Genomic DNA, 21,861 nt, shown 5'->3' on the forward strand with positions numbered 1-21,861 from the left:
ACGAGATGACCGTGGAAGACGAGATCCAGTTCGAGCGCGACGGGAACGTGGCGCGGGTGTGGCTGAACCGACCGTGGAAGAAGAACTGCGTCACCGTGCCGATCCTGGAGCGGCTCGACGAGATCATCACCGAGGTGGACAAGGACCCGGACCTGCGGGTGCTGGTCCTGCGCGGCCGCGGCGGCACGTTCTGCTCCGGCTTCGACCTCGACAGCCTGCAGGCCGAGTACATCGGCAGCTCGACGGCGATGGAGGTGGCCGTCATCTCCGCGAAGATCTGCGACCGCCTGTACTCGATGAACACGCCGTCGGTCGCGGTCCTCGAGGGCTACGTCACCGCGGGCGGGTTCGAGCTGATGATCTCCTGCGACTTCGCGATCGCTTCGGACGACGCCAAGATCGGCGACTTCCACATGCGCCGCGGGCTCTTCGGCGGAGCGGGCCCGATCTACCGGGTGCCGCGGATGATCGGCATCCGCAAGACCAAGGAGCTGATGCTCACCGGCAAGCTGCTCTCCGGCGTCGAGGCGGCGGACTTCGACCTGATCAACAAGTCCGCGCCGGCCGAGAAGCTGGACGAGACGGTCGAAGAGTTCGTCGGCCAGCTGACCGACAAGAGCCCGTTCCAGATGCGCATCACCAAGATGACCATCGACCGCAGCCTCGACGCCGACACGCAGTCGCTGATGGTCATGGAGCACCTCGCGGTGGGCGTGACGCTGAACTCGGACGACGCGGCCGAAGGGGTCGCGGCGTTCCTGGAGAAGCGCGAACCCAAGTGGACGGGGCGCTGAGCGATGACACCGACGGGGGTGACCTTGCCCGCCGAGGGCGTGCTGTGGACCTGGACCGTGCAGCGGTTCGCGCCGAAGTCGCCCCCGTACGTCCCGCCCGCGGATGGCTTCCGGCCGTTCGCGCTCGGGTACGTCGAACTGGACGGCGGGCCGCGCGTGGCCGCCGTGCTCGACGTACCCGGGACTGTCCACAGTGTCCATATCGGAATGCGGTTGCGCGTCGAGGAGACCACCGGCGTGCCGCACGCCAAGCCGGTCGAGGAGGCTTCGTGACCGACGTCCTGATCTGCGGCGCCGCCCGCACGCCGTTTGGCCGCTCCGAGCGGTCCGGCCGGCAGCACGCCGTCGCCGCCGCGACGGCCGCGCTGGCCGACGCGGGGATCCCGTGGTCCCGGGTCGGCGCCGCGTTCGGCGGCAGCGACGCCGCCGGGCTCGCCGACACCCTGGTCGCCGACCTGGGGCTGACGGGCCTCCCGTTCGTCAACGTCAAGAACGGCTGCGCCACCGGCGGCAGCGCGCTCGTCTCCGCGGTGAACGCGATCCGCGGCGGGATGGCGGACGTCGTGCTCGTGGTCGGGTTCGACAAGCACCCGCGCGGCGCGTTCGACCCGAGGCCGGCGGACTGGGGCCTCGACGACGCCTACGGGCGCGACGGCCTGATGGTGACCACCCAGTTCTTCGGCATGAAGATCCGGCGGTACATGCACGACTTCGGGATCACCGAACGAACGCTGGCGCTGGTGGCGGAAAAGGCCTACCGCAACGGCAGCCTGACCCCGGAAGCCTGGCGCCGTAAGGAAATCGGTGCCGACGAAATCCTCGCGTCCGGCATGGTCAACGACCCGCTGACCCGCTTCATGTTCTGTTCCCCGGGGGAGGGCGCGGCGGCGCTGGTCCTGTGCTCTCCCTCGGTCCCCACCCGGGACGCGGTCACGCTGCGGTCGGCCGTCGTGCGCACGCGCCGTCGTGGCTCGTTCGAGGTGTTCAGCCCGGTGATCGAGGCGGGTGAGCCGAGCAGTGTCAGCCGGGACGCGGCCGCGGCGGCGTTCGAGCAGGCCGGCCTGGGACCGTCCGATGTGGACGTCGTCCAGCTGCAGGACACCGAAAGCGGTGCCGAGGTCATGCACCTGGCCGAATGCGGCTTCTGCGAGGACGGCGAGCAGGAGAAGCTGATCGCCGCCCGGGCCACGGACATCGACGGCACGCTGCCGGTCAACACCGACGGCGGCTGCATCGCCAACGGCGAGCCGATCGGCGCGTCCGGCCTCCGGCAGGTCTACGAGATCGTCCAGCAGCTGCGCGGCCGGGCGGGCGCGCGACAGGTGCCGGGCGGGCCGAAGGTCGGGTTCACCCACGTCTACGGCGCACCCGGGGTCAGCGCGTGCACGGTGCTGGCCCGATGACCGGCCCGGCGGAGTTCCGTGCGGACGCACGGGCGTGGCTGTCCACTGTGGCGCAACCGCGCACCTCGGCCGCCTGGGGAACCGGCGACGACTCGGTGGCCGTCTTCGAAAACTGGACCGAAGCGCAGGAACGCGCGCACACCGCGCATGGCCAGGAGTGGGAACGCACGCGGTTCGACGCGGGCTGGGGAGCGCTCAGCCGGGCACCGTCATCGGGTGGCCGGGGCCTGCCTGCGTTCTGCGAACAGCTCTACCGGACCGAGGAAGCCGCGTTCGACGTCCCGCGCCGCAGTGAGATCTTCCCCGTCACCCAGCACCTGGTCGCCCCGGCGATCGAGATCTGGGGGACCGACGAGCAGAAACGGCGCTGGCTCCGGCCGATGCTGCGGACCGACGAGCTGGCCTGCCAGCTGTTCTCGGAAACCGAAGCCGGGTCCGATCTCGCTGCTGTCCGGACGAAGGCGGTGCGCCGGGGCGACGAATGGATTCTCGACGGCCACAAGGTGTGGACGTCCGGCGCCCGTGTCGCCACTTGGGGTGTCGCGGTGTGCCGCACCGATCCCGACGCGCCCAAGCACGCCGGGATCACCGTGTTCCTGGTGCGGATGGACGCCCCGGGCGTCACGGTGCGGCCGATCCGGCAGATGACCGGCGGCGCCAGCTTCAACGAGGTCTACCTCGACGGCGTCGTCGTGCCCGACACCGACCGGCTCGGCCCGGTCGGGCAGGGCTGGAAGGTCACGCTCAGCGTGCTGGCCGCCGAACGCCTCGACTCGGGGTCGCTCGGCCTGGACAACGCCGACCGCGCGATCGAGCTGGCCCGGCACCGTGCCTTGACCGATGTCGAGCGGCAGCAGACCGCCGACCTGTTCGTGCGCACGCTCGTCCAGCGGCTGATCGGCCTGCGGGTCACCGCGGCGCTGGCCGCCGGGCGCGAACCCGGCGCGGAAGCCTCGGTCGGGAAGCTCTACGCGACCGAGACGATGCGGCGGACCAGCGACCTCGTCGTGCAGCTGCTCGGGCCGAAGCTGGCCGCGGACACCGGCGAGTGGGGCACCTTCGCCTGGACCGAGCACCTGCTCGGCGCCCCCGGCTACAGCATCGCCGGCGGGTCGGACGAGATCCAGCGGACCATCCTCGCCGAGCGCGTGCTCGGCCTGCCGAAGGAGCCGTCCCGATGAGCCTCGCCGAGCAGGTCCGGGCGCGCCTCGGTGGCGAGCTGGAAGTCCTCCCCGGCGGCCATTCCGGGCTCACCTACACGGTCAACGGCAAGTACGTCGTCAAGGCTGTGCCGCCGGGTCAGAAACCGTTGGGCCGCAACGACGTCCTGCGACAGGCGCGGGTCCTGCGCGAGCTCGAGGGCTCGGCGGTGCCGGTGCCGCGCGTGATCGTGACGGACGAGACGTGGTTCGCCATGGAGTTCGCCGATGGCGAGGCGATCGAACCCGTCCTCGACGAGCACGCTCTCGGCCCGGAGCTGGCGCGCACGCGGATGCTGGAAGCGGCTCGTCTCCTCCGGCTCCTGCACGACGCCGGTCCGGTGCCCGGAGAACCACCCGCGACGGCCGCCGGGGAACTGGAACGCTGGAGCCGCACGATGCACGCCGTCCCGGCCGGGCTCCGGCCCGGCGCCGAAGACCTCTTGCGGCTGCTGGCCGACGACGTCCCGGCCGACCTGCCGCCGGTGCTCGTGCACGGCGACTTCCGGCTCGGGAACATCCTGTTCGCCGGCGCGCGGGCCACCGCCGTCGTGGACTGGGAGATCTGGAGCACCGGCGACCCCCGCACCGACCTCGGCTGGTTCCTGCTGTTCGCCGACCACCGCAACTTCCCGGCACTGGGCACCCCGGTGCCCGGGCTGCCGACCGAAGCGGAACTCCTCGACGTCTACGGCGAAGCGCTGCCGGCGATGGCGTGGTTCCGGGCGCTGGGGCGGATGAAGATGGCCGCGATCATGGGCCACAACCTGCGCCGCCACCGCGAGGGCAAGCACCACGACCCGGACCAGGAGCGGCTGCCCCCGACGATCGCCGCGATGATCCGGTCCGCCGTGGACATTCTGAGGAGCTAGCCATGGATTTCGGGTATTCCGCACGGACCGTCGAGCTGCGGGACCGGGTCGGGTCCTTCATGGACACCCACGTGCTCCCGGCCGAGGGGGTGTACGACCGGCAGATCGCCGAGGCCGCCGACCCCCACGCGCTGCCGCCGATCATGGTGGAGCTGAAGGAGAAGGCCCGCGCCGAAGGGCTGTGGAACCTGTTCCTCGCCCACGGCGGGTGGGGCGCCGGGCTGACGAACCTCGAGTACGCGCCGCTGGCCGAGCTGATGGGCCGCTCGATCATCGGCAACGAGGTCTTCAACTGCTCCGCGCCCGACACCGGGAACATGGAGCTGCTGGCCCTGTTCGGCACCGCCGAGCAGCGGGAACGGTGGCTGAAGCCGTTGCTGGACGCCCGGATCCGGTCGTGCTTCGCGATGACCGAACCCGACGTCGCCAGCTCCGACGCCCGCAACATCCGCACCCGCATCACCCGCGACGGCGACCACTACGTCGTCGACGGCCGCAAGTGGTACACCTCCGGCATCCTCGACCCGGACTGCGAGCTCATCATCCTGATGGGCGTCAGCGACCCCGACGCGCCGGCGTACCGGCAGCAGAGCATGGTGCTCATCCCGCGGCACGCCCCCGGCGTCACCGTGCTGCGTGACCTGCCGATGTTCGGCTACACCGACCGCCTCGGCCACGGTGAAGTGCTGTTCGAGAACGTCCGCGTGCCTGCGTCGAACCTGCTCGGCGGCGAAGGCGAAGGGTTCGCGCTGGCCCAAGGACGGCTCGGACCCGGCCGCATGCACTACGCGATGCGCGCGGTCGGGTTCGCCGAACGCGCGCTGCGGCTGATGTGCGAACGGACGCTCTCGCGCGTCGCGTTCGGCGGGCCGCTGGCCGACCAGGGCGTCGTCCGGGAGTGGATCGCGCGCAGCCGGATCGAGATCGAACAGCTGCGGCTGCTCGTGCTCAAGTCGGCCTGGCTGATGGACACCGTCGGCAACGCGGCCGCCCGGCTGGAGGTCGCCGCGATCAAGGTCGCCGCCCTCGACGTCGCCCACCGCGTCGTCGACCGGGCGGTCCAAGCCCACGGCGCGGCCGGCGTCAGCGACGACACCGTGCTCGCCCGGCTGTTCTCGATCACCCGCGCCCTGAAGATCGCCGACGGCCCCGACGAGGTGCACCTGCGCACCGTCGCCCGCCAGGAACTGGCCCGGTACAAGGAGAAAGCCCGATGAAGGTCCTCGACGGCCGAGTGGCCGTGATCACCGGTGGTTCCCGGGGCATCGGCCTCGGCATCGCCAAGGCGTTCCGGGCCGCCGGCGCGCACGTCGTCATCGCGGCCCGCAAGGCGGACGGCCTCAAGGACGCCCGCGCGGAGCTGCTTCGCGGCGAAGGGACCGGCGATGTGCTCGACGTCGTCGCCAACGCGGGCGAGCCCGAGCAGGCCGAGCGCTGCGTCGCCGACACGATGGTCCACTTCGGACGGACCGACATCCTGGTGAACAACGCGGCGACCAACCCGTACCTGGGCGACCTGCTCGAACTGGACCTGCCGCGAGCGGAGAAGACCGTGCGGGTCAACCAGTACGGCATGATCGCCTGGAGCCGCGCGGCCTGGCACGCCTGGATGAGCGAGCACGGCGGGGTCATCGTCAACATCGCCTCCGTCGGCGGGCTGATCGTCGACCCGCAGATCGGCTACTACAACGCCACCAAGGCCGCGATGCTGCTGATGACCCGGCAGCTCGCCTACGAGCTCGGCCCGAAGGTCCGGGTCAACGCGATCGCCCCGGGCGTGATCAAGACCGAGCTGGCGCGGGCGGTGTGGGAGGCGCGCGAGCCGGTCCTCACCGCGAAGCTGCCGCTGCGCCGGCTCGGGACCACGGAGGACGTCGCCAACGCGGCGCTGTTCCTCGCGAGCGAGGCGTCGTCGTGGATGACCGGGCAGGCCCTCGTGCTGGACGGCGGCGCGACCGCCCTCCCGATCGCCGTGGACGCCTGATGTTTTCCCTGGCCGGGAAGACGGCCGTGGTGACCGGGGCGTCGTCCGGGCTGGGCGCGCGGTTCGCGTCGGTGCTGGCGGCCGCCGGTGCCACCGTGTTCGCCGCCGCGCGCCGGGCCGACCGGCTGGCGGCTTTGGGGCCGGACATCCACCCGGTCACCTGCGACGTCTCGGTTGCGCGGGACCGGGAACGGCTGGCCGAGACCGCCGGCCGCATCGACATCCTGGTCAACAACGCGGGCGTGGCGGGGGAGCGGCAGGCCTCGAAGGAAAGCGCCCAGGACTTCGCGGACGTGCTCGCGGTGAACCTCGTCGCGCCGTTCCACCTCTCCCGGCTGATGGCCGGCAGCGGGGAAGGCGGCAGCATCGTCAACGTCGCTTCGATCCTCGGGCTCGTGTCGGCCGCTCCGCTGGGCGGGGCGGGCTACGCCGCGTCGAAGGCCGGGCTGATCGGGCTCACCCGGGAGCTGGCCGGGCAGTGGGGCGGGTCGGGCGTCCGCGTCAACGCGCTGGCACCGGGCTGGTTCCGCTCGGAGATGACCGAAGACCTGTTCACCGACGAGCGTTCCCGCCGGTGGGTCGAGCGCAACACGATGCTGAACCGCGGCGGCGACGCCGGCGAGCTCGACGGCGCCCTGCTCTTCCTCGCTTCCGACGCGTCCTCGTACTACACCGGCCAGGTCATGGTGGTCGACGGCGGCTGGACGGCGCGATGAGCGTGTCGGTGTCCGTCCGGGACGGCGTCGCGCACATCAGGTTGGTGCGCGGCCGGGGCAACCCGATCGACCTCGCGACGGCGGCCGGTCTGCTCGGCGCGGCCCGGCGCTGCGGCCCGGACGTCCGGGCGGTGTTGCTCACCGCGGCGGGCCCCTCCTTCTGCGTCGGCGGCGACCTGCGGGAGTTCGCCGCGGCCGAGGACCTCGGCGGGCACCTGACCCGCGTGACGGACGCGTTGCACGACGCGCTCCGGATCTTCACCCGGCTCGAGGCCCCGGTGGTCGCGGCTGTCCACGGCGCGGTCGCGGGGGCCGGGCTCGGCCTGCTCGGCGCCGCCGACCTGGTGATCGCCGCGGAGGACGCCACCTTCGTCGCGGGCTACCCCGCGATCGGCTACCCGCCCGATGCCGGCGTCACGTGGTCGTTGCCCCGGCTCGTCGGACCGCGGGTCGCGCTCGACCTGCTGCTGACGAACCGCCGGCTGACCGCGGCGGAAGCGCTGGCCGCGGGCCTGGTCACGAGCGTCGTGCCGGAGGCCGGATCCGCGGCGGCCGCGCTCGCCGGGCGGCTGGCCGGGCTCCCGGCTTCCGGTCTGACCAAACGCCTGGTCCGGCAAGGGATGTCCGGGTCGTTCGACCGCCAGCTGGACGACGAAGCCCGGGCGATCGCGGAGGCGGCGGTCTCGCCGGCCGGCCGCGAGGGTGTCGCCGCGTTTCTGCGGAAGCGAATGTGACATGAATTCAGGTGGGGACTACGCTCGGGGCTCGCACGGTGACGCGGACGAGAGGACAGGCCATGACGGGGGCAAGGCTCGTGGAACCGGACGAAGGTCCCCGGTCCAAGCGCGGAGCCATCTTGGCCGCGGCGATCGAATACTTCGGCGAGGCGGGCTACGAGGCCACCAAGTGGTCGGCGGTGGCCGGCCGGGTCGGGATCGGGCAGACCGCGCTCTACCACTACTTCGAGTCCAAGGCGCACTGCCTGCTGACCATCATGCGGCTGGAGCTGCAGCGTTCGCGCGACCAGTTCGTCGAGGCGACCGAGGGGGAGAAGGACCCGGTGGCGGCGCTGCGGGCCGCGGTGCGGGCGGCGTTCGCCGTGTCCGAGAACGAGATCCTCCAGATGCGGATCCTGCAGAACAACATGGTGCTGCTGGCCGGGCCGCGGGCGTCCAAACGCGAGGAGACCGAGCGCCGCGCCGCGCGTGAGCTGGTGCAGAGCATCGAGCGCGACTGGACCCGGCTGCTCACGCAGGGCATGTCGCAGGGCGCGTTCCCGGTCCGCGACGCGCACACCCTGGCACTCGCCCTGCTGGGCCTCATCATCAGTGTCTGGCGGTGGTACCGGCCGACCGGGTCGACGCCGCTCGCCGAGGTGCGGGAGCTCATCGAGGGCTGCTGCCTCCGCATGGTCACCGGATAACCGCCCGAGAATCCACAAAGGACCGGGCAGGGCTTTTCCCGGCAGCCTCCCATTCCGGTAGTTCCCCGCGTCCCTTGTCCGCCCCGGGATCGGCGGCTAAAGTCAAACTGAACTGAACTCAGGTTGCTAGGAGCAGTCATGCGCCTCCGCTCGACGCACGTCAAAGTTGCCAGCGTCGCCGCGACCCTGGTTCTCGCCGCCACCGCCTGCGCGAGCGCGAACTCGGCCGGAGCGAACGACAAGGAAATCACCATCGGGGCGTGGTACCCGCTCTCCGGTGCGGTCAGCGCCTCCGGCGTCCCGCAGCGAGCCGGCGCGGACGCCTACTTCAAGATGGTCAACGACCGCGGCGGCATCAACGGCCGCAAGGTCAACTGGATCGTCAAGGACAACGCGTTCGACCCGCAGCAGACCGTCCAGATCGCCCGCGAGCTGATCGGCCAGGACAAGGTCGCCGCCATCGTCGCGGCCAACGGGACCTCGCAGGCCGAGGCCGCCTTCCCGTTCGTGCTCCAGCAGTCGAAGGTGCCGATCCTCAACGAGCTCGGCGGCCTCGACTCCTGGTACAGCCCGCCGCGCCCCAACCTGTTCGGCACCCAGACCCTGTACGAGGACCAGGCCGCCGCACTCGGCGACTGGGTGGCCAAGGACGGCCGCAAGAACGTCGTCGTGGTGCACAGCGACCCCGCCGCGTTCGTCAAGGTCGCCCAGGCCGCGCAGAGCGTCGCCAAGAAAGCCGACCCGGCGATGAACGTCAGCCTGCAGCCGGTCAAGTTCCAGTCGACCGACTACAGCCCGGTCGTGAGCCAGGTGAAGGGGAAGGCCCCGGACGCGATCGTCCTGATCCTCGCCTCGCCCGAGGCGGCGGCGTTCATGAAGGAAGCGAAGCTGCAGGGGCTCGCCGCGCCCACCTACAGCTACGCCCCCGTCGCCGCCGAATCGACGCTCACCCTGGCCGGCGCCGCCGCCGAGGGCGCCCGCGCCGTCCAGCTGGTCAAGTCCCCCAACGACGACGACCCGGCGGTGAAGGAGTTCCGGGACGCCATGGCGAAGTACGAGCCCGGGCAGCCGGCGGACTTCATCGCGCTCTGGGGCTGGGCAGGGGCCAAGGTGTTCGCCCAGATCGCGCAGACCATCCCCGGTCCGGTGACGTCCGAAGCGCTGGCGAAAGCCTACGAACAGGCCAAGAACATCGATCCCGGCGTCGCTCCCGTGATGAGCTTCGGCCCGGACCGCCACATGGGCACGCGTGACGTGCAGAAGGTCGTCGTCAAGAACGGCAAGTGGACCTCCGAAGGGGACTTCTACACCCCGCCCGCCCGCTGAACCACCCTGCCGACCACTCAAGGGAGAGTGACCGTGGCGTTGCGAGAATATCTGTCCCGGATGGACGAGGACCCGGCCAAGGCCCTCGAGCTGATGGAGCCGGACCTGCGGTTCCTCATCGCGCTGCCGTCCGGCGAGGTCGCCGGGACGTCCAAAGCGGACTTCGCCGCCTACCTCGGGAGCCGGAACCCGGTGGACCGCGTGCACGAAATCCTCCGCTACTGCGCCGACGGCGACACCGAGATGGTCTACGGCGTCGTCACCGAAGCGGGGGAACCGGTCGGCGCCTTCCACTCCGCCGCGATCGTCTCGCCGAACGGCCTGCTGGCCCGGTACCAGTCGTTCTTCAGCCCGACGTTCGCCCTCGTCGACTGGCCGGAAGGAGCGCGGCGATGACCGAGGACCTCGACGTCGTGGTGCTCGGGGCCGGGCTCGCCGGGCTGTCCGCCGCCGTCACGGCCGCCACCGGCGGCGCGCGCACGCTCGTCGTCGAGCGCGCGCCGGTGATCGGCGGCTCCGCGGCGATCTCCGGCGGGTACGTCTGGGCCATCGAGGACGAGGCCGCGCTGCGCCGCGAGGACCCCGGCCCCACCAGCGCCACGGCCTGATGGTCGTCGACGGCTACCACGACGCCATCGCCTGGCTGTCGGGCTTCGCGCCGCCGCTGACCGGCGTCGAACGGGCCCTGGCCGGACGCGGGCACAAGTTCGACATGCCGGTACTGCTCGCCCACCTGACCCGGGCACTGACCGCGGCCGGCGGGCAGGTCGTCGTCGACGCGGAGACCGACGAGCTGAGCCGGGACGACGACGGCTACCTCCTCGACGTCACCACCCCGGCCGGGCCGCGCCGGATCGCGGCGCGGTCCGTCGTGCTCGCGACCGGCGGGCGGCAGGCCGACCAGGCCGTCCGGGCCGCGCTGGTCGGCGGCGGGTTCGTCCCGCCGCTGCGCGGCAACCCGTGGTCCCGCGGCACCGGCGCCGCCCTCGCGGCCGGACTGGGCGCGTCGGTCAACACCGCCAACACCGGCTTCTACGGCCACCTCTTCGCCGACGGCGTCGAACCGCTCAGCCCGATCGACTACATCGCCTTCGCGCTCTACCACAGCGACCACGGCGTGCTGCTCGACCCGGCCGGCCACCGGTTCACCGACGAGACCCGCGGCGACCACAACAACGCGATGGCACTGGCCGCCCACGGCGGCCGCGGCCTGCTGCTGTGGTCCGAAGCCGTCCAGCGAGCCGCCGCCGAGGCACCGTTCATCCCCGGCAGCCCCCGCCTCGACCGCTGGGCCTTCTCCCGCGACCGCGGCGGCCGCGTCGGCGTCGCGGACAGCGTCGACACCCTGCCCGTGCACCTGGACCCCGAAGCCCGCACCCGCCTCGGCGACGGCCGCGTGTTCCACGCCGACGTCGTCCCGGCGATCACCTTCACCTTCGGCGGCATCGAAGCCGACCCCGACGGCACCGCGCTGAACCACTCCGGCACCCCGATCGAAGGCCTCTACCCGGCCGGCGCCGATCTGTCCGATGTGTATAACGAGGGTTACGGTGGCGGTCTGTGCCTGGCCGTGGTGTCCGGCCGCCGGGCCGGACGGCTGGCTGCCCGCCGTACCGGCAAGGAGGTCGAGCATGCCTGAAGCGCCGTTCCTGACGAAGTGGTTCGAGATCATGGACAGCGACACGCCGTCGCGGATCCTGGACCTGATCGACGACGACTTCGCGTTCTCCATCCTGTTCTCCACCGACGGCCGCGCCACGGACTTCGCGGGCGGCCGCGAAGCGATGGAGGGCTACCTCGCCCAGCGCGAAAAGAACACGCTCACCCACCACCCGCTGGACGTGAGCTCGACCGGCCGCGGGGAGTTCTACCTCGGCGAGGTCCGCCGCGCCGGCGAGGTGGTCGCCAATTTCGTCGCGGCCGGTCAGGTCGGTGCGTCCGGGCGGCTGGAACGCCTGATCATCGGACGCTCGCCCGCCGTCCGGTTCGAGGGAGGTGCGGATGTACAACCTGGTGCTGCTGGCCGCTAAGCCGCCGGACTGGACCCACGAGCGGTTCATCACGTGGTGGCGGACCGACCACGCCGAGCTCACCTACCGGCTGCCGGGCCTGCGGTCGTGGCGGCACACGGAGATCGAGTCGGCGCTCGAACCGCGGTCGGACGGCTGGGACGGCGTCTCGATCCTCGGCTTCGACACCGAAGAGGATCTCCGCACGGCCCTGGCCAGCCCCGAATGGGCCGAAGCCGTCGCCCAGGTCGGTGACATGCGGGGCCGCCGGATCGCCGTCCTCGGCGCCGAACGGGAGATGTTCGCCGGATGAAGGAAGCCGTTCAGAGTTTCCGCAAGCGAGCCGAGCAGGCGGACTTCGTCGCCGTCGTCGACGACAGCGGCGAGCACACCGCGCGCCGGCTGCTGGCCGACGCCGAGGCCCTCGCCGAGGTGCTGGGCCCGCGTGCCACGGCGCTGGTCCAGGCCGACAACTCGTGGCGCACGGTCGTCGCCGCGCTGGCCACCGGCCTGACCGGCGGTGTCCTCGCCGTGGTCAACCGGCACACGACCCGCGCCGAGTTCGCGGCCGCGTCCGAAGACATCCGGCCGGACGTCGTCGTCGCCGAACCGTCCGCTGTGGACGAATGGGACGTCGCGGCCACCGGGACCGCACTCGGCGGCTGGTCTGTATGGTCCACTGTGGACCGAAGTGATCCGGCGCGGTGGAACGGTGGCGTGTTCATCGGCCTCACCTCCGGTTCGACCGGGCGGGCGAAGGGCGTGGTCCAGTCCGAAGCGGCCCTGCACTACGCCTGCGCCTGCACGATCGCGATCAACGGCCTCTGGCCCGGTGACGCCGTGGCGGCGATCGTGCCGCTGTCGTCGACCGCGGCGTTCTGCTTCGGCGTCTACTGCTCACTGGTCCTCGGCGGACCGCTGGTCCTCACCGCGAAGTGGGACCCGCCCGCGGTGCTCACGCGGCTGGCGGAGACCGGCGCCCGGTGGACGATGTGCGTCCCGACCATGGCACTGCAGCTGGCGGCCGCGGCCGAGCGGGAGGAACTGCGGGGCGTCCGGTCGATCACCGTCGGCGGCGGGCCGATGGACCAGCTCGCGCTGACCCGCGCCGAAACCGCGCTGGGGACGAAGATCCTGCGCGTGTTCGGGATGTCCGAATGCCTCGGCCACACCTCGCCGGACCCGGCCGAGCCGGCGGGCATCCGGCTGGGCCACGACGGCCGCCCGTTCCCCGGCACCGAGGTGCGGGCGGTGTCCCCGGAAGGGGCGGTGCTCGGGCCCGGTGAGACCGGGCGGGCGCAGGTGCGCGGGCCGTCCCTGTTCCTCGGGTACGCCCGCGGCGGCCGCGTCGAGCCGCCGGAGCTGACCGCGGACGGGTTCTTCCCGACCGGTGACCTCGTGGTGTCCGAAGTGGACGGACTGATCACGATCATGGGCCGGGAGAAGGACGTCATCATCCGCGGCGGCCGCAACATCGACGTCACCGAGATCGAGCGGGCGGTCGCCGGTTACGAGCGGCTGGCGCAGGCGTGCGTGGTGCCGGTCCGCGACGACGTCCTGGGGGAGCGGGTGGCGCTGCTCGCCGTCGCCGGTGACGGCGAGCCCGTCGAGCTCGGGGACGTGACCGGGTACCTGCGTGAAGCCGGGCTGTCCAAGACGAAGTGGCCGGAGTTCGTGTACCTGGTGGACGCGCTGCCGCAGACGAAGGTCGGCAAGCTCGACCGCGCGGGCGCGCGCGAGGTCGCCGAAGGCCTGCACACGGGGGTTACTGATCCGGCCAAAAGCAGGCCGACCCCACGCGGCACGTAACCGTTGCCACGAAAGTCATTCGGCCGTGACTGTGGCCGGATCAGTAACGATTGGCACAGTATGAGTCTCGACCGCGGAAAGTGGGCCACCGGCGGACCGGAAACGGTCGCGCCGGGCGTGCACCGGATCCCGCTGCCCCTGCCCAACGACGGCCTGCGCGCGATCAACGTCTACGCCCTCGAGGAACCCGGCGGCCTGGTCCTCATCGACGCCGGCTGGTCGATCCCCGAGTCCCTGGAAGTGCTGGCGGAGTCGCTGGCGGGGCTGGGCCACGGGCTCGGCGAGATCACCGACGTCTACGTCACCCACATCCACCGCGACCACTACACGCAGGCGGCCGAGCTCCGCCGCCGCTTCGGGACGCGGGTGCACCTCGGCGCGGGGGAGCGGCCGGGGCTCGAACTGCTGACCACGCTGCGCACGGACGTCCCGGTGACCTCGCTCGACGTCCTCCGCCGCGGTGGCGCGGCCGACCTCGCCGAGCGGATGGCCGAGGGGTACGGGGAGTTCGACCCGGCCGGCTGGGAGCCGCCGGACCGGTGGCTCGACGCGGGCCTGGTGGCTCTGCGGCACCCGCTGCGGGTGGTGCCGACGCCGGGCCACACGCGCGGGCACGTCGTGTACCTCGACGAACGCCGGGGGCTGCTGTTCTCCGGCGACCACGTGCTGCCGCACATCACCCCGTCGATCGGCTTCGAGCTGGGCGAACCCGGCCTGCCGCTCGGCGACTACCTGGACTCGCTCGCGCTGATGACGGCGTTCCCGGACAGCAGGCTGCTGCCGGCGCACGGCCCGGTCGCCGAAAGCACCCACACGCGCGTCGACGAGCTGCTGGCCCACCACGACAAGCGGCTCGCCGAGACCGAAGACGCCCTCGGGGCCGGCGCCCGGGACGGGCATGCCGTCGCCGGCCGGCTGGGGTGGACCCGGCGGTCGGTGGCGTTCGGCGACCTCAACGACTTCAACCGGATGCTCGCGGTGAACGAGACGGTCGCCCACCTGGACGTCCTGGTCGCCCGCGGCCGGGCCGTCGTGTCCGAAATGGACGGTGTGGCGCGGTACTCGCCGGCGGCATAGCGGCGGGGTAGGGTGCCCGCCATGGCGCACGTCGAAGACCTCGTCGGGGTGCTGGTGGCCATCGCGGCAGGCGATCGTGCGGTCGTCCGAGCGTCGCTCGATGCCGCACCGGCGCTGGTGACCGCGCGCCTCGCGCGCCGCGACGAGTTCTTCCTGGCCGGGTGTGGTGCCCAGCTTTACGAGGGCGACACCGCGCTGCACGCCGCGGCGTTCGCCTACGACGCCGAGATCGCCCGGGATCTGGTGGCGCGCGGCGCCGCCGTCCGTGCCCGCGACCGCCGCGGCGCCGAACCCCTGCACGCGGCGGTGAACGGCGCACCCGGCGCAGGCCACTGGAACCCGGCACGCCAGGTGGCCGTCATCGAGTACCTCGTCGACGTGGGCGCCGACCCGGATGCCACCGCGTCCGGCGGGGTCACGCCCCTGCACCGGGCCGTCCGGAACCGGTGTTCGGCGGCCGTCGGAGCGCTCCTGCGGCTGGGCGCCGACCCTCGCTCGGCGAACGACCACGGCTCGACGCCGTCCGATCTCGCCCGCCGGGCGACCGGGCGCGGCGGCACCGGGTTCGAAGCAGCCCGGTTCGAACAGCGGCTCATCATCGACCTCCTCGCCGAAGCCACGGCTTGACGCCGGGCAGTCAGCGGGCGGTCCAGCCGCCGTCGACGTACAGCTCGGATCCCGTCACGAAGCTCGAGTCCTCGGACGCCAGGAACGCCACCGCGCCCGCGACCTCGTCGGTCCGGCCGAGCCGCCCGAGCGGGGTGCCGTCGACCATCGCCGTGTGCCGGGGCGTGCCCTCCCACAGCTGCCGCGACAGGGGTGTCTCGATGAACCCGGGGTGCACCGAGTTGACGCGCACGCCGCGCTTGCCCCAGTGCAGTGCCGCGTTCTTGGTCATCAGCCGGACCGCGCCCTTCGCGGCGTGGTAGGAGAAGTGCGTCCCGAACCCGCCGACCGTGCCGAAGATCGACGCGATGTTGACGATCGAGCCACCGCCCGCGCGCTCGATCGCCGCGCCGGCGTGCTTCATCCCGAGCCAGACTCCGCGCTGGCTGACGGCGATGACCTTCTCCCACGTCTCCAGCGTCTCCGTCTCGACCGTCGCGGGCTCGCCGATGCCGGCGTTGTTCACCAGGATTGTCAGCCGGTCCAGCTGAGAGACCGTCGACTGCCAGGCCTCTTCCGACGTGACGTCGAGGGCGAGGCCGAGCGCGTCGGGCAGCTCGGCGGCCAGAGCCTGGCAGCGTCCGGCGTCGACATCGGTGACGACGACCCGCGCGCCTTCCTCGGCCAGCCGGCGGGTGATCGCTTCGCCGATGCCGCCCGTGGCGCCGGTGACGAGCGCGACTTTCCCGGACAACCGCATGAATCCTCCTAGGTGAGCAGGGCGAGGCCCGCGCCGATCAGGCCGGGTACGGCCGCGCCGACGTCGTCGAAGCCGGTGCCGACGGACTGCCCGGCCCGGTGGCGGGCGTGGATGCCTTCGGCGATCACGGCGAGCTTGAACCAGCCGAGCGCCTGGTAGAACGCCAGTTCCGTGAGGTCACGGCCGCTGCGCCGGGCGTACTGCTCGGCGAGGTCCGCCGCGGCGGGGAAGCCGGGGTGCGCGGTCGGGACGTGCCCGACGCCGAGGACGGGCGCCACCCGCGGGTCCCAGTACACGAGCAGCAGCCCGAGGTCGGTGAGCGGATCGCCGAGCGCGGCCATCTCCCAGTCGACGATCGCCGCGATCCTCGAACCCGGTCCGAGAATCGTGTTGTCCCAGCGGTAGTCGCCGTGCACCAGGGCGGCGCCGCTCTCATGTGGCGCGGCCTTGCCGAGCCGCTCGCAGAGATCGTCGACTGTGGACAGTGCACGCGTCGCGACCCGGTCCCACTGGCCTCGCCAACGCCGGAGCTGGCGGTCCAGGAATCCGCAAGGACGGCCGAACGCGCCGAGGCCGATCTCCGCCGGGACGAGCGCGTGCAGCTTCACCAGCTCGTCGACGAGTGCCGTCGTGTACCGGTGGGCATCGATCTCCGGCAAGGCCGCGCCGTCCCGCAGCACCGGTCCGTCCACGTGCGACACCACCGTGAACGGAACCCCGAGTACCGCGGGATCCTCGCACGAGACGACCGTGCGGGGAACCGGCACGTCGGTCGGGCCGAGCGCCGCCATCACGCGAAACTCCCGGCCGACGTCGTGCGCGGTCGGCGTGAGCGGCCCGAGCGGCGGGCGTCGCAGCACCCAGCGGTGGGTCCCGTCGGTCACGGCGTACGTGAGGTTGGAGCGGCCGCCGTGGATCAGCTCGATCTCCAGCTCGCCACCGAACCCGGGGATCTCGCGCTCGAAGTAACACCGCAAGGCTTCGGGGTCGACACCGGCGACGCTCATCGGACGGCGGCGCGAGCCTTGGCCGCGCGGCGCGCGATCGCCCACCGGTGCGTCTCCGACGGGCCGTCGTAGATGCGGAACGGCCGGACCTCCCGGTACAGCCGCGAAAGCGGCGCGTCCGCCGAGATCCCGAGCGCGCCGCAGATCTGGACCGCGCGGTCGACCACCCGGTGCACGGCCTCGGCCACGAACGTCTTGGCGATCGACGTCTCCTGGGCGCCGGGGCGGCCCTGGTCGAGCTCCCAGCAGGCCCGCCACAGCAGCGCCCGCGCCGCCTCGAGGTCGATCTCGGAGTCGGCGATCAGCTGCTGCACCATGCCGAGCTCGTCGAGCGGGCGCCCGAACGCCGACCTGCTCGCGGCGCGGTCGAGGGCGACGTCCTGTGCGCGGCGCGCGGCGCCCAGCCACCGCATGCAGTGGGTGAGCCGCGCGGGCCCGAGCCGGACCTGGGCATAGTCGAAGCCGCGGTCGACCTCGCCGAGCACGGCGTCGTCGGTGACCACGCAGCCGTCGAAGAGGACTTCGCTGTGGCCGCCGAACAATCCCTCGTCGAGGGTCGTGATGTTCCGGACGATCTTCATGCCCGGGTTGCCGGCGTCGACGAGGAACATCGTCGCGCCGCCGGCGTCCCCGGGCGCGCCGCCGGTGCGGGCCATGCAGATCGCGAACGCGGCCCCGTCGGCGCCGCTGATGAACCACTTCCGGCCGTCGATCCGCCAGCCGCCGGGCACCCGGACCGCCGTCGTGGCCAGTGCCCGGGGATCCGAGCCCGCGCCGGGCGCCGGTTCGGTCATGGCGAAGCAGGACCGGATCTCGCCGGCGGCGAGCGGGGCGAGGTAGCGCTGCCGCTGCTCTTCGCCGGCGACTTTCGCCAGCAGGTGCATGTTTCCTTCGTCGGGCGCGGCGATGTTCAGGGCGAGCGGGCCGAGCAGGGAGTACCCGGCCGCCTCGAACACCACGGCCTGGCCGCGCAGGTCGAGGCCCGCACCGCCCCACTCCGGCGCCACGTGCGGGCTGAAGACCCCCGCGTCACGGGCGGCCTGCTGCAACCGGCGCCGGAGTGGTTCGGGTCCGTCGTGCAGGACGCCGTCGCAGGCCTGTTCCTCGGGGAGGACCTTCTCCCGGACGAACTCGCGGACGCGCCCGGCGAGCCGGGCGGCGTACTCGTCCGCGGCGAACTCGATCGGCATCGATGCCTCCTTGGCTAATGACTGTTAGCCATGAGAACGCTCACCTTGCGGCGAAGTCAAGACATTGTGGCTAATTGGCGTTAGCCTGTCGGCATGAAAGCGGAACGTCCCCATCGCCCCGGCGACATCGCGGCCGGGCTGCCCGCCGACCGGGCCGCGGCCATCCGGCTCGCCGCGCTGCGGCTGTTCGCGGCGCAGGGCTACCGGGCGACGACGATGGCCGACATCGGTGCCGCGGTCGGCATCCGGGGGCCCAGCCTGTACAAGCACGTGTCGGGCAAGCAGGTGCTGCTCGCGGAGCTCATGCTCGGCACGATGGAGACGCTGCTGGCGATGCACGCCGAGGCGGTCGACGGCGTCACCGACGTGACCGAGCGGCTCCGCCGGGCGGTCGAGGCGCACGTCCGCTACCACGCCCGCCACCGGCTCGAAGCGTTCGTCGGCAACCGCGAGATCGGCAGTCTCGAGCAGCCCGCCCGGGTGCTCCGGCTGCGCAGCACGTACGAGCGCGGCTTCCGTGAGCTCATCGAACACGGCGTGGCGGACGGGATCTTCGCGGTCCGCTCCGCGCGGCTCGCGTCGTACTCGATCCTCGACATGGGCATGGGGGTCGCGAACTGGTTCCACGACAGCGGCGAATTCTCCGTCGACCAGCTCGCGTACCAGTACGGCGACCTGGCTCTGCGCATCGTCGGCAAGGCCGGCTGAGCGATTGGGGGAGCCCGTTTCAACCGCCGTCGATCTGGGTACGACGGGTGCGGAGCGGCTTCGGCCGAGGAAACCGGAGGTGAAGGTGACCGCTGACGGGGGCCGGGTGCGGCCCCAGGATCTGCTGCACGTGGAGGCGCGCCGGGTCGATGCCGGTGCCGAGGTGCTGGTGGTGTCCGGTGAGGTCGACCTGCTCAGCGCCGGGATCCTGGAAACCGCGATCGCGGCGGCCTTGGGCCGCGGGCCGGCGTTGCTGGTGATCGACCTGACCGGGGTCTCCTTCCTCGCTTCCGTCGGGATGACCGTCCTGCTCAAGGCCCACCGCGACGTCGGGGACACCGCCCGGCTCCGGGTCGTGACCCCCGAGCGCAGCACCGTCGGGCGGGCCTTGAAGCTGACCGGCTTGAACGGGGCACTGGCCGTCGTCGGCACCCTGGCCGAGGCGCTTCCGGACCGCTAGCCGCGGACGGCCTTCTGGTACGCCGCAAGCTCTTCGGGGTGGTCGATGCTGCCGTGGTGGTGGACCTGCCGCCACTGTCCCGCGTCGTACCCGAACACCCGCGAGGTGCGGATCGTCAGCGGGACCGTGGCTCCGTCGCGGTCGTGGTACTGGCCGAGCTCGCGGCCGGCGAACACGACCGCGTCCGCCCACCAGTAGGTGACCGCGTCGGCGAACGTGACGGTCAGGCGGAGGTCGCCGGCGAAGATGCGGCGGTACAGGCCGGTGACCGCCGCGCCGGAGCGGAGGATGCCGCCCACCGGGTTGTTCAGCTGCGCCAGCTCGTCCTGCGACCACACGGCGGACAGCGCGTCGAGGTCGCGGCGGTTGAGGGCGTGGTAGAAGGTTTCCAGCGCAGCGACCGCGCCTGCCCGGCCCGGGTCGCGGGCTTCGGCCAGCCGCGCTCGTGCCTGCGGGCCGAACTGGTAGTCGACGAGTTCGATCATCGGAATGCCTTCCTGGGTCAGAGGTTCGTGACGAGCCGGCCGAGGATGGCCGCCGCGGGTTCGGCGGACGCGTGCCGGAACCCGGTGCCCGCCCACAGGTGGAGCCGGTCCGCGTCGCCCGCGGCGGCCGCCGCCTTGCGCAGCGGACCGGTCAGGTGGTGGAGCGCCGGATAACCCGCCGGCGCGAGCCGGTCGTAGCGGCGGGTGAACGCGTTGGCCAGCGCGCGGGCGGGCCGGCCGGTGAACGCGCGGGTGACGACCGTCCGGCGGTCCCCGGGCGGATCCGCGAGCGCGGCCTGATGCGTCTTGGACGCCCCGCTCTCGTCGGAGCGCAGGAGCACGGTGCCGACCATGGCGGCCACGGCACCGGCTCGCAGCGCGTCGGCCACGGCGTCGGCGGTCGCGATCCCGCCGGCCGCGACGAGGGGGAGCCCGGACACCCGGCCGACGGCGTGGACGAGCTCGCCGAGCGGGATGTCCGCCGGTGTCCACCCCGGGGTGAGCGTGCCCGAATGCCCGCCGGCCGAGGAGGCCTGCACGACGAGGAAGTCGGCGTTCGCGGCCCGGCGGGCCTCGTCGGGGGAGGTGACCGTCTGGCCGACGAGCGTGCCCGCCGCGCGGAGTGCCTCGGCCACCGCCGGATCCGGGAGGCCGAAGGTGAAGGTGACCACCGGGACCGGCGCGTCGAGCAGCAGGTCGATCTTGTCGCGCCAGCCGTCGTCGTCCTCGGTGCGGGGGATGCCGGCCAGGTCGAGGTCGTAGCGGTCGGCCTCCGGCTGGAGCCGGCGGGCGTAGGCGGCGTACGTGGCGGGGTCGATCGGCACCGGGTTGGGCGCGAACAGGTTCACCCCGAACGGGACGGACGCGGCCCGCACCTCGGCGATCTGCCGCGCCAGCGCTTCGGGGGTCCGATAGCCGCCGGCCAGCAGCCCGGCCCCGCCGGCCGCCGCGGCCGCGATGACGAGCCGGGGTGTCGTCGCGCCGCCGGCCATGGGGGCCGCGAGGATCGGCGAGGAGAGCCCGAGCGCGTCCAGCTTGGTGTTCATGAGTTCGAGGCTAGGCAGCGCGCGGCCGGCGGAGAAATGCCTGCTGGGGTGCATCTATGCTTCCCAGGCATGAGCGAGCTGTCGTCGGGCCGGGTGGAGCTGCGGCACCTGCGGAGCTTCGAGGCGGTCGCGCGGCTGAGGTCGTTCACCGGGGCGGCGGGCGACCTCGCGATCACCCAGCCCGCGTTGAGCCGCACGGTCCGGCAGCTGGAGGACGCCTTGGGCGTCACGCTGTTCGACCGCGACACCCGGCACGTCGAGCTGACCGCCGCGGGGGAGACCCTGCTGGCCCACGTCGAGCGGGCCTTCGCGGAGCTGGAACGCGGGTTCGGCGCCGTCCGCCGGGCGTCGAACGTCCGGCTGGGGTTCAGCTGGCTGCTGCCGGACCCGTGGGCGCAGCGGACGGTCACGCGGTTCGAGCGGGACACCGGCCGGACCGTCGACCTGGTGCGCACCGACGACCCGCTCGCCGCCCTCCAGCAGGGCAAGGTCGATCTCGCCGTGGTGCGCGGGCCGGTGCGGTCGTCCGCGCTGCGCATGGTGCACCTGTTCGACGAGGTCCGCGTCGCGGCGTGTTCGGTGCGGTCGGCGCTGGCCGGCCGGACGGAGCTGGCGTGGCACGAGGTGCCGCGGTGGCCGCTGGTGGTGAACATCGTGAGCGGCACGACCGGGCCGTGGTCCTGGCCGCCGGACGAGCGGCCGGAGACGATCGTGGAGACGGCCAACTTCGACGAGTGGATCGAGAGCGTCGCCGCCGACCGCGGGATCGGCATCGCCACCGAGGTGGCGATGCGGCGCAACATCCACCCGGCGGTGCGGTTCGTCCCGCTGCGCGGCGCCCCGCCGAGCCCGGTGACGCTGGTGTTCCTCCCGCACGTCCACGAGGCGCTGCTGCGGCGGTTCGTCGAGATCGCGGTGCACGACGACGAGGCCGGGTGAAGGCGCTCGTCATTGACTTCCGCTTCGGGCGCAAGGTAGCGTCACTGC

At 72.4% G+C, this 21,861-nt stretch carries 27 protein-coding genes; 22 read left to right on the plus strand and 5 right to left on the minus strand.

Annotated features, from left to right (window positions below):
• The first annotated feature begins 5 nt into the window (after positions 1 to 5).
• The 19 genes from QQ657_RS07750 (at position 6) to QQ657_RS07840 (ending at position 15,239) form a co-directional block, all read left to right on the plus strand.
• Positions 6 to 794, plus strand: a complete 789-nt coding sequence (locus QQ657_RS07750; RefSeq protein WP_284741397.1) for an enoyl-CoA hydratase/isomerase family protein — start codon at positions 6 to 8, stop codon at positions 792 to 794.
• Between the two features lie 3 nt (positions 795 to 797).
• A complete protein-coding gene (locus tag QQ657_RS07755; protein ID WP_284741398.1) occupies positions 798 to 1,067 on the plus strand; it encodes a Zn-ribbon domain-containing OB-fold protein in 270 nt (89 codons plus the stop codon).
• Positions 1,064 to 2,197, plus strand: a complete 1,134-nt coding sequence (locus QQ657_RS07760) for a thiolase family protein (protein WP_284741399.1) — start codon at positions 1,064 to 1,066, stop codon at positions 2,195 to 2,197. Before QQ657_RS07755 ends, QQ657_RS07760 begins: the two co-directional genes overlap by 4 nt.
• The gene (locus QQ657_RS07765) at positions 2,194 to 3,378 is read left to right on the plus strand and encodes an acyl-CoA dehydrogenase family protein (protein WP_284741400.1); all 1,185 of its coding nucleotides are present in this window, start codon (positions 2,194 to 2,196) and stop codon (positions 3,376 to 3,378) included. The genes QQ657_RS07760 and QQ657_RS07765 overlap by 4 nt, the downstream gene beginning before the upstream one ends.
• A complete protein-coding gene (locus QQ657_RS07770) occupies positions 3,375 to 4,268 on the plus strand; it encodes a phosphotransferase family protein (RefSeq protein WP_284741401.1) in 894 nt (297 codons plus the stop codon). The genes QQ657_RS07765 and QQ657_RS07770 overlap by 4 nt, the downstream gene beginning before the upstream one ends.
• A 2-nt stretch (positions 4,269 to 4,270) precedes the next feature.
• Positions 4,271 to 5,485 (plus strand): acyl-CoA dehydrogenase family protein, encoded by a 1,215-nt coding sequence (locus QQ657_RS07775; RefSeq protein WP_284741402.1) that lies wholly within the window; start codon positions 4,271 to 4,273, stop codon positions 5,483 to 5,485.
• Positions 5,482 to 6,252 (plus strand): SDR family oxidoreductase, encoded by a 771-nt coding sequence (locus tag QQ657_RS07780; protein ID WP_284741403.1) that lies wholly within the window; start codon positions 5,482 to 5,484, stop codon positions 6,250 to 6,252. Before QQ657_RS07775 ends, QQ657_RS07780 begins: the two co-directional genes overlap by 4 nt.
• Positions 6,252 to 6,968 carry an SDR family NAD(P)-dependent oxidoreductase gene (locus tag QQ657_RS07785; RefSeq protein WP_284741404.1) on the plus strand — a complete coding sequence of 239 codons (717 nt, stop codon included), beginning with the start codon at positions 6,252 to 6,254 and terminating at the stop codon, positions 6,966 to 6,968. Before QQ657_RS07780 ends, QQ657_RS07785 begins: the two co-directional genes overlap by 1 nt.
• The gene (locus tag QQ657_RS07790; RefSeq protein ID WP_284741405.1) at positions 6,965 to 7,702 is read left to right on the plus strand and encodes an enoyl-CoA hydratase-related protein; all 738 of its coding nucleotides are present in this window, start codon (positions 6,965 to 6,967) and stop codon (positions 7,700 to 7,702) included. Before QQ657_RS07785 ends, QQ657_RS07790 begins: the two co-directional genes overlap by 4 nt.
• A gap of 62 nt (positions 7,703 to 7,764) precedes the next feature.
• Positions 7,765 to 8,391 (plus strand): TetR/AcrR family transcriptional regulator, encoded by a 627-nt coding sequence (locus tag QQ657_RS07795; protein ID WP_284741406.1) that lies wholly within the window; start codon positions 7,765 to 7,767, stop codon positions 8,389 to 8,391.
• Between the two features lie 138 nt (positions 8,392 to 8,529).
• Positions 8,530 to 9,717 carry an ABC transporter substrate-binding protein gene (locus QQ657_RS07800; RefSeq protein WP_284741407.1) on the plus strand — a complete coding sequence of 396 codons (1,188 nt, stop codon included), beginning with the start codon at positions 8,530 to 8,532 and terminating at the stop codon, positions 9,715 to 9,717.
• Positions 9,718 to 9,750: 33 nt separating this feature from the next.
• Positions 9,751 to 10,113 carry a nuclear transport factor 2 family protein gene (locus QQ657_RS07805; protein ID WP_284741408.1) on the plus strand — a complete coding sequence of 121 codons (363 nt, stop codon included), beginning with the start codon at positions 9,751 to 9,753 and terminating at the stop codon, positions 10,111 to 10,113.
• Positions 10,110 to 10,325, plus strand: coding sequence for an FAD-dependent oxidoreductase (locus QQ657_RS07810; protein WP_284741409.1), 216 nt, complete (start codon positions 10,110 to 10,112; stop codon positions 10,323 to 10,325). Before QQ657_RS07805 ends, QQ657_RS07810 begins: the two co-directional genes overlap by 4 nt.
• Complete coding sequence (locus tag QQ657_RS07815; protein WP_284741410.1) at positions 10,325 to 11,356, plus strand: FAD-binding protein; 1,032 nt, start codon at positions 10,325 to 10,327, stop codon at positions 11,354 to 11,356. The genes QQ657_RS07810 and QQ657_RS07815 overlap by 1 nt, the downstream gene beginning before the upstream one ends.
• Positions 11,349 to 11,747, plus strand: a complete 399-nt coding sequence (locus tag QQ657_RS07820) for a nuclear transport factor 2 family protein (RefSeq protein ID WP_284741411.1) — start codon at positions 11,349 to 11,351, stop codon at positions 11,745 to 11,747. The genes QQ657_RS07815 and QQ657_RS07820 overlap by 8 nt, the downstream gene beginning before the upstream one ends.
• Positions 11,719 to 12,039, plus strand: a complete 321-nt coding sequence (locus tag QQ657_RS07825; protein ID WP_284741412.1) for an EthD family reductase — start codon at positions 11,719 to 11,721, stop codon at positions 12,037 to 12,039. The genes QQ657_RS07820 and QQ657_RS07825 overlap by 29 nt, the downstream gene beginning before the upstream one ends.
• The gene (locus QQ657_RS07830; protein WP_284741413.1) at positions 12,036 to 13,535 is read left to right on the plus strand and encodes a class I adenylate-forming enzyme family protein; all 1,500 of its coding nucleotides are present in this window, start codon (positions 12,036 to 12,038) and stop codon (positions 13,533 to 13,535) included. The genes QQ657_RS07825 and QQ657_RS07830 overlap by 4 nt, the downstream gene beginning before the upstream one ends.
• Before the next feature lie 60 nt (positions 13,536 to 13,595).
• A complete protein-coding gene (locus tag QQ657_RS07835; protein WP_284741414.1) occupies positions 13,596 to 14,612 on the plus strand; it encodes an MBL fold metallo-hydrolase in 1,017 nt (338 codons plus the stop codon).
• Positions 14,613 to 14,633: 21 nt separating this feature from the next.
• Complete coding sequence (locus QQ657_RS07840; protein ID WP_284741415.1) at positions 14,634 to 15,239, plus strand: ankyrin repeat domain-containing protein; 606 nt, start codon at positions 14,634 to 14,636, stop codon at positions 15,237 to 15,239.
• A 10-nt stretch (positions 15,240 to 15,249) separates the two neighbouring features.
• Here QQ657_RS07840 and QQ657_RS07845 read toward each other — a convergent pair whose 3' ends face one another.
• Genes QQ657_RS07845 through QQ657_RS07855 form a run of 3 tightly spaced genes read right to left on the minus strand, consistent with a single transcriptional unit; the run spans position 15,250 to position 18,175 of the window.
• Entirely contained in the window at positions 15,250 to 15,978 is a 729-nt protein-coding gene (locus QQ657_RS07845) for an SDR family NAD(P)-dependent oxidoreductase (protein ID WP_284741416.1), read from the minus strand.
• An 8-nt stretch (positions 15,979 to 15,986) separates the two neighbouring features.
• A complete protein-coding gene (locus QQ657_RS07850) occupies positions 15,987 to 16,985 on the minus strand; it encodes a phosphotransferase family protein (protein WP_284741417.1) in 999 nt (332 codons plus the stop codon).
• Entirely contained in the window at positions 16,982 to 18,175 is a 1,194-nt protein-coding gene (locus QQ657_RS07855; protein WP_284741418.1) for an acyl-CoA dehydrogenase family protein, read from the minus strand. Before QQ657_RS07855 ends, QQ657_RS07850 begins: the two co-directional genes overlap by 4 nt.
• Before the next feature lie 93 nt (positions 18,176 to 18,268).
• Between QQ657_RS07855 and QQ657_RS07860 the strand changes: the two genes are divergently transcribed.
• Both QQ657_RS07860 and QQ657_RS07865 read left to right on the plus strand, forming a co-directional pair.
• Positions 18,269 to 18,883, plus strand: a complete 615-nt coding sequence (locus QQ657_RS07860) for a TetR/AcrR family transcriptional regulator (protein ID WP_284741419.1) — start codon at positions 18,269 to 18,271, stop codon at positions 18,881 to 18,883.
• A gap of 85 nt (positions 18,884 to 18,968) precedes the next feature.
• Entirely contained in the window at positions 18,969 to 19,343 is a 375-nt protein-coding gene (locus QQ657_RS07865; protein WP_284741420.1) for an STAS domain-containing protein, read from the plus strand.
• On the opposite strand, the gene QQ657_RS07870 is transcribed toward QQ657_RS07865, so the two are convergent.
• On the minus strand, positions 19,340 to 19,828 hold the full coding sequence (locus QQ657_RS07870; protein WP_284741421.1) for a YybH family protein: 489 nt from the start codon (positions 19,826 to 19,828) through the stop codon (positions 19,340 to 19,342). The genes QQ657_RS07865 and QQ657_RS07870 overlap by 4 nt on opposite strands.
• Positions 19,829 to 19,845: 17 nt before the next feature.
• On the minus strand, positions 19,846 to 20,874 hold the full coding sequence (locus QQ657_RS07875; RefSeq protein WP_284741422.1) for a nitronate monooxygenase: 1,029 nt from the start codon (positions 20,872 to 20,874) through the stop codon (positions 19,846 to 19,848).
• A gap of 69 nt (positions 20,875 to 20,943) precedes the next feature.
• Between QQ657_RS07875 and QQ657_RS07880 the strand changes: the two genes are divergently transcribed.
• Positions 20,944 to 21,813, plus strand: a complete 870-nt coding sequence (locus tag QQ657_RS07880) for a LysR family transcriptional regulator (RefSeq protein WP_284741423.1) — start codon at positions 20,944 to 20,946, stop codon at positions 21,811 to 21,813.
• Positions 21,814 to 21,861 lie beyond the last annotated feature (48 nt).

It is taken from the genome of Amycolatopsis ponsaeliensis (genome assembly GCF_030182635.1).
In the GTDB taxonomy this organism is placed as follows: Bacteria; Actinomycetota; Actinomycetes; order Mycobacteriales; family Pseudonocardiaceae; genus Amycolatopsis; species Amycolatopsis ponsaeliensis.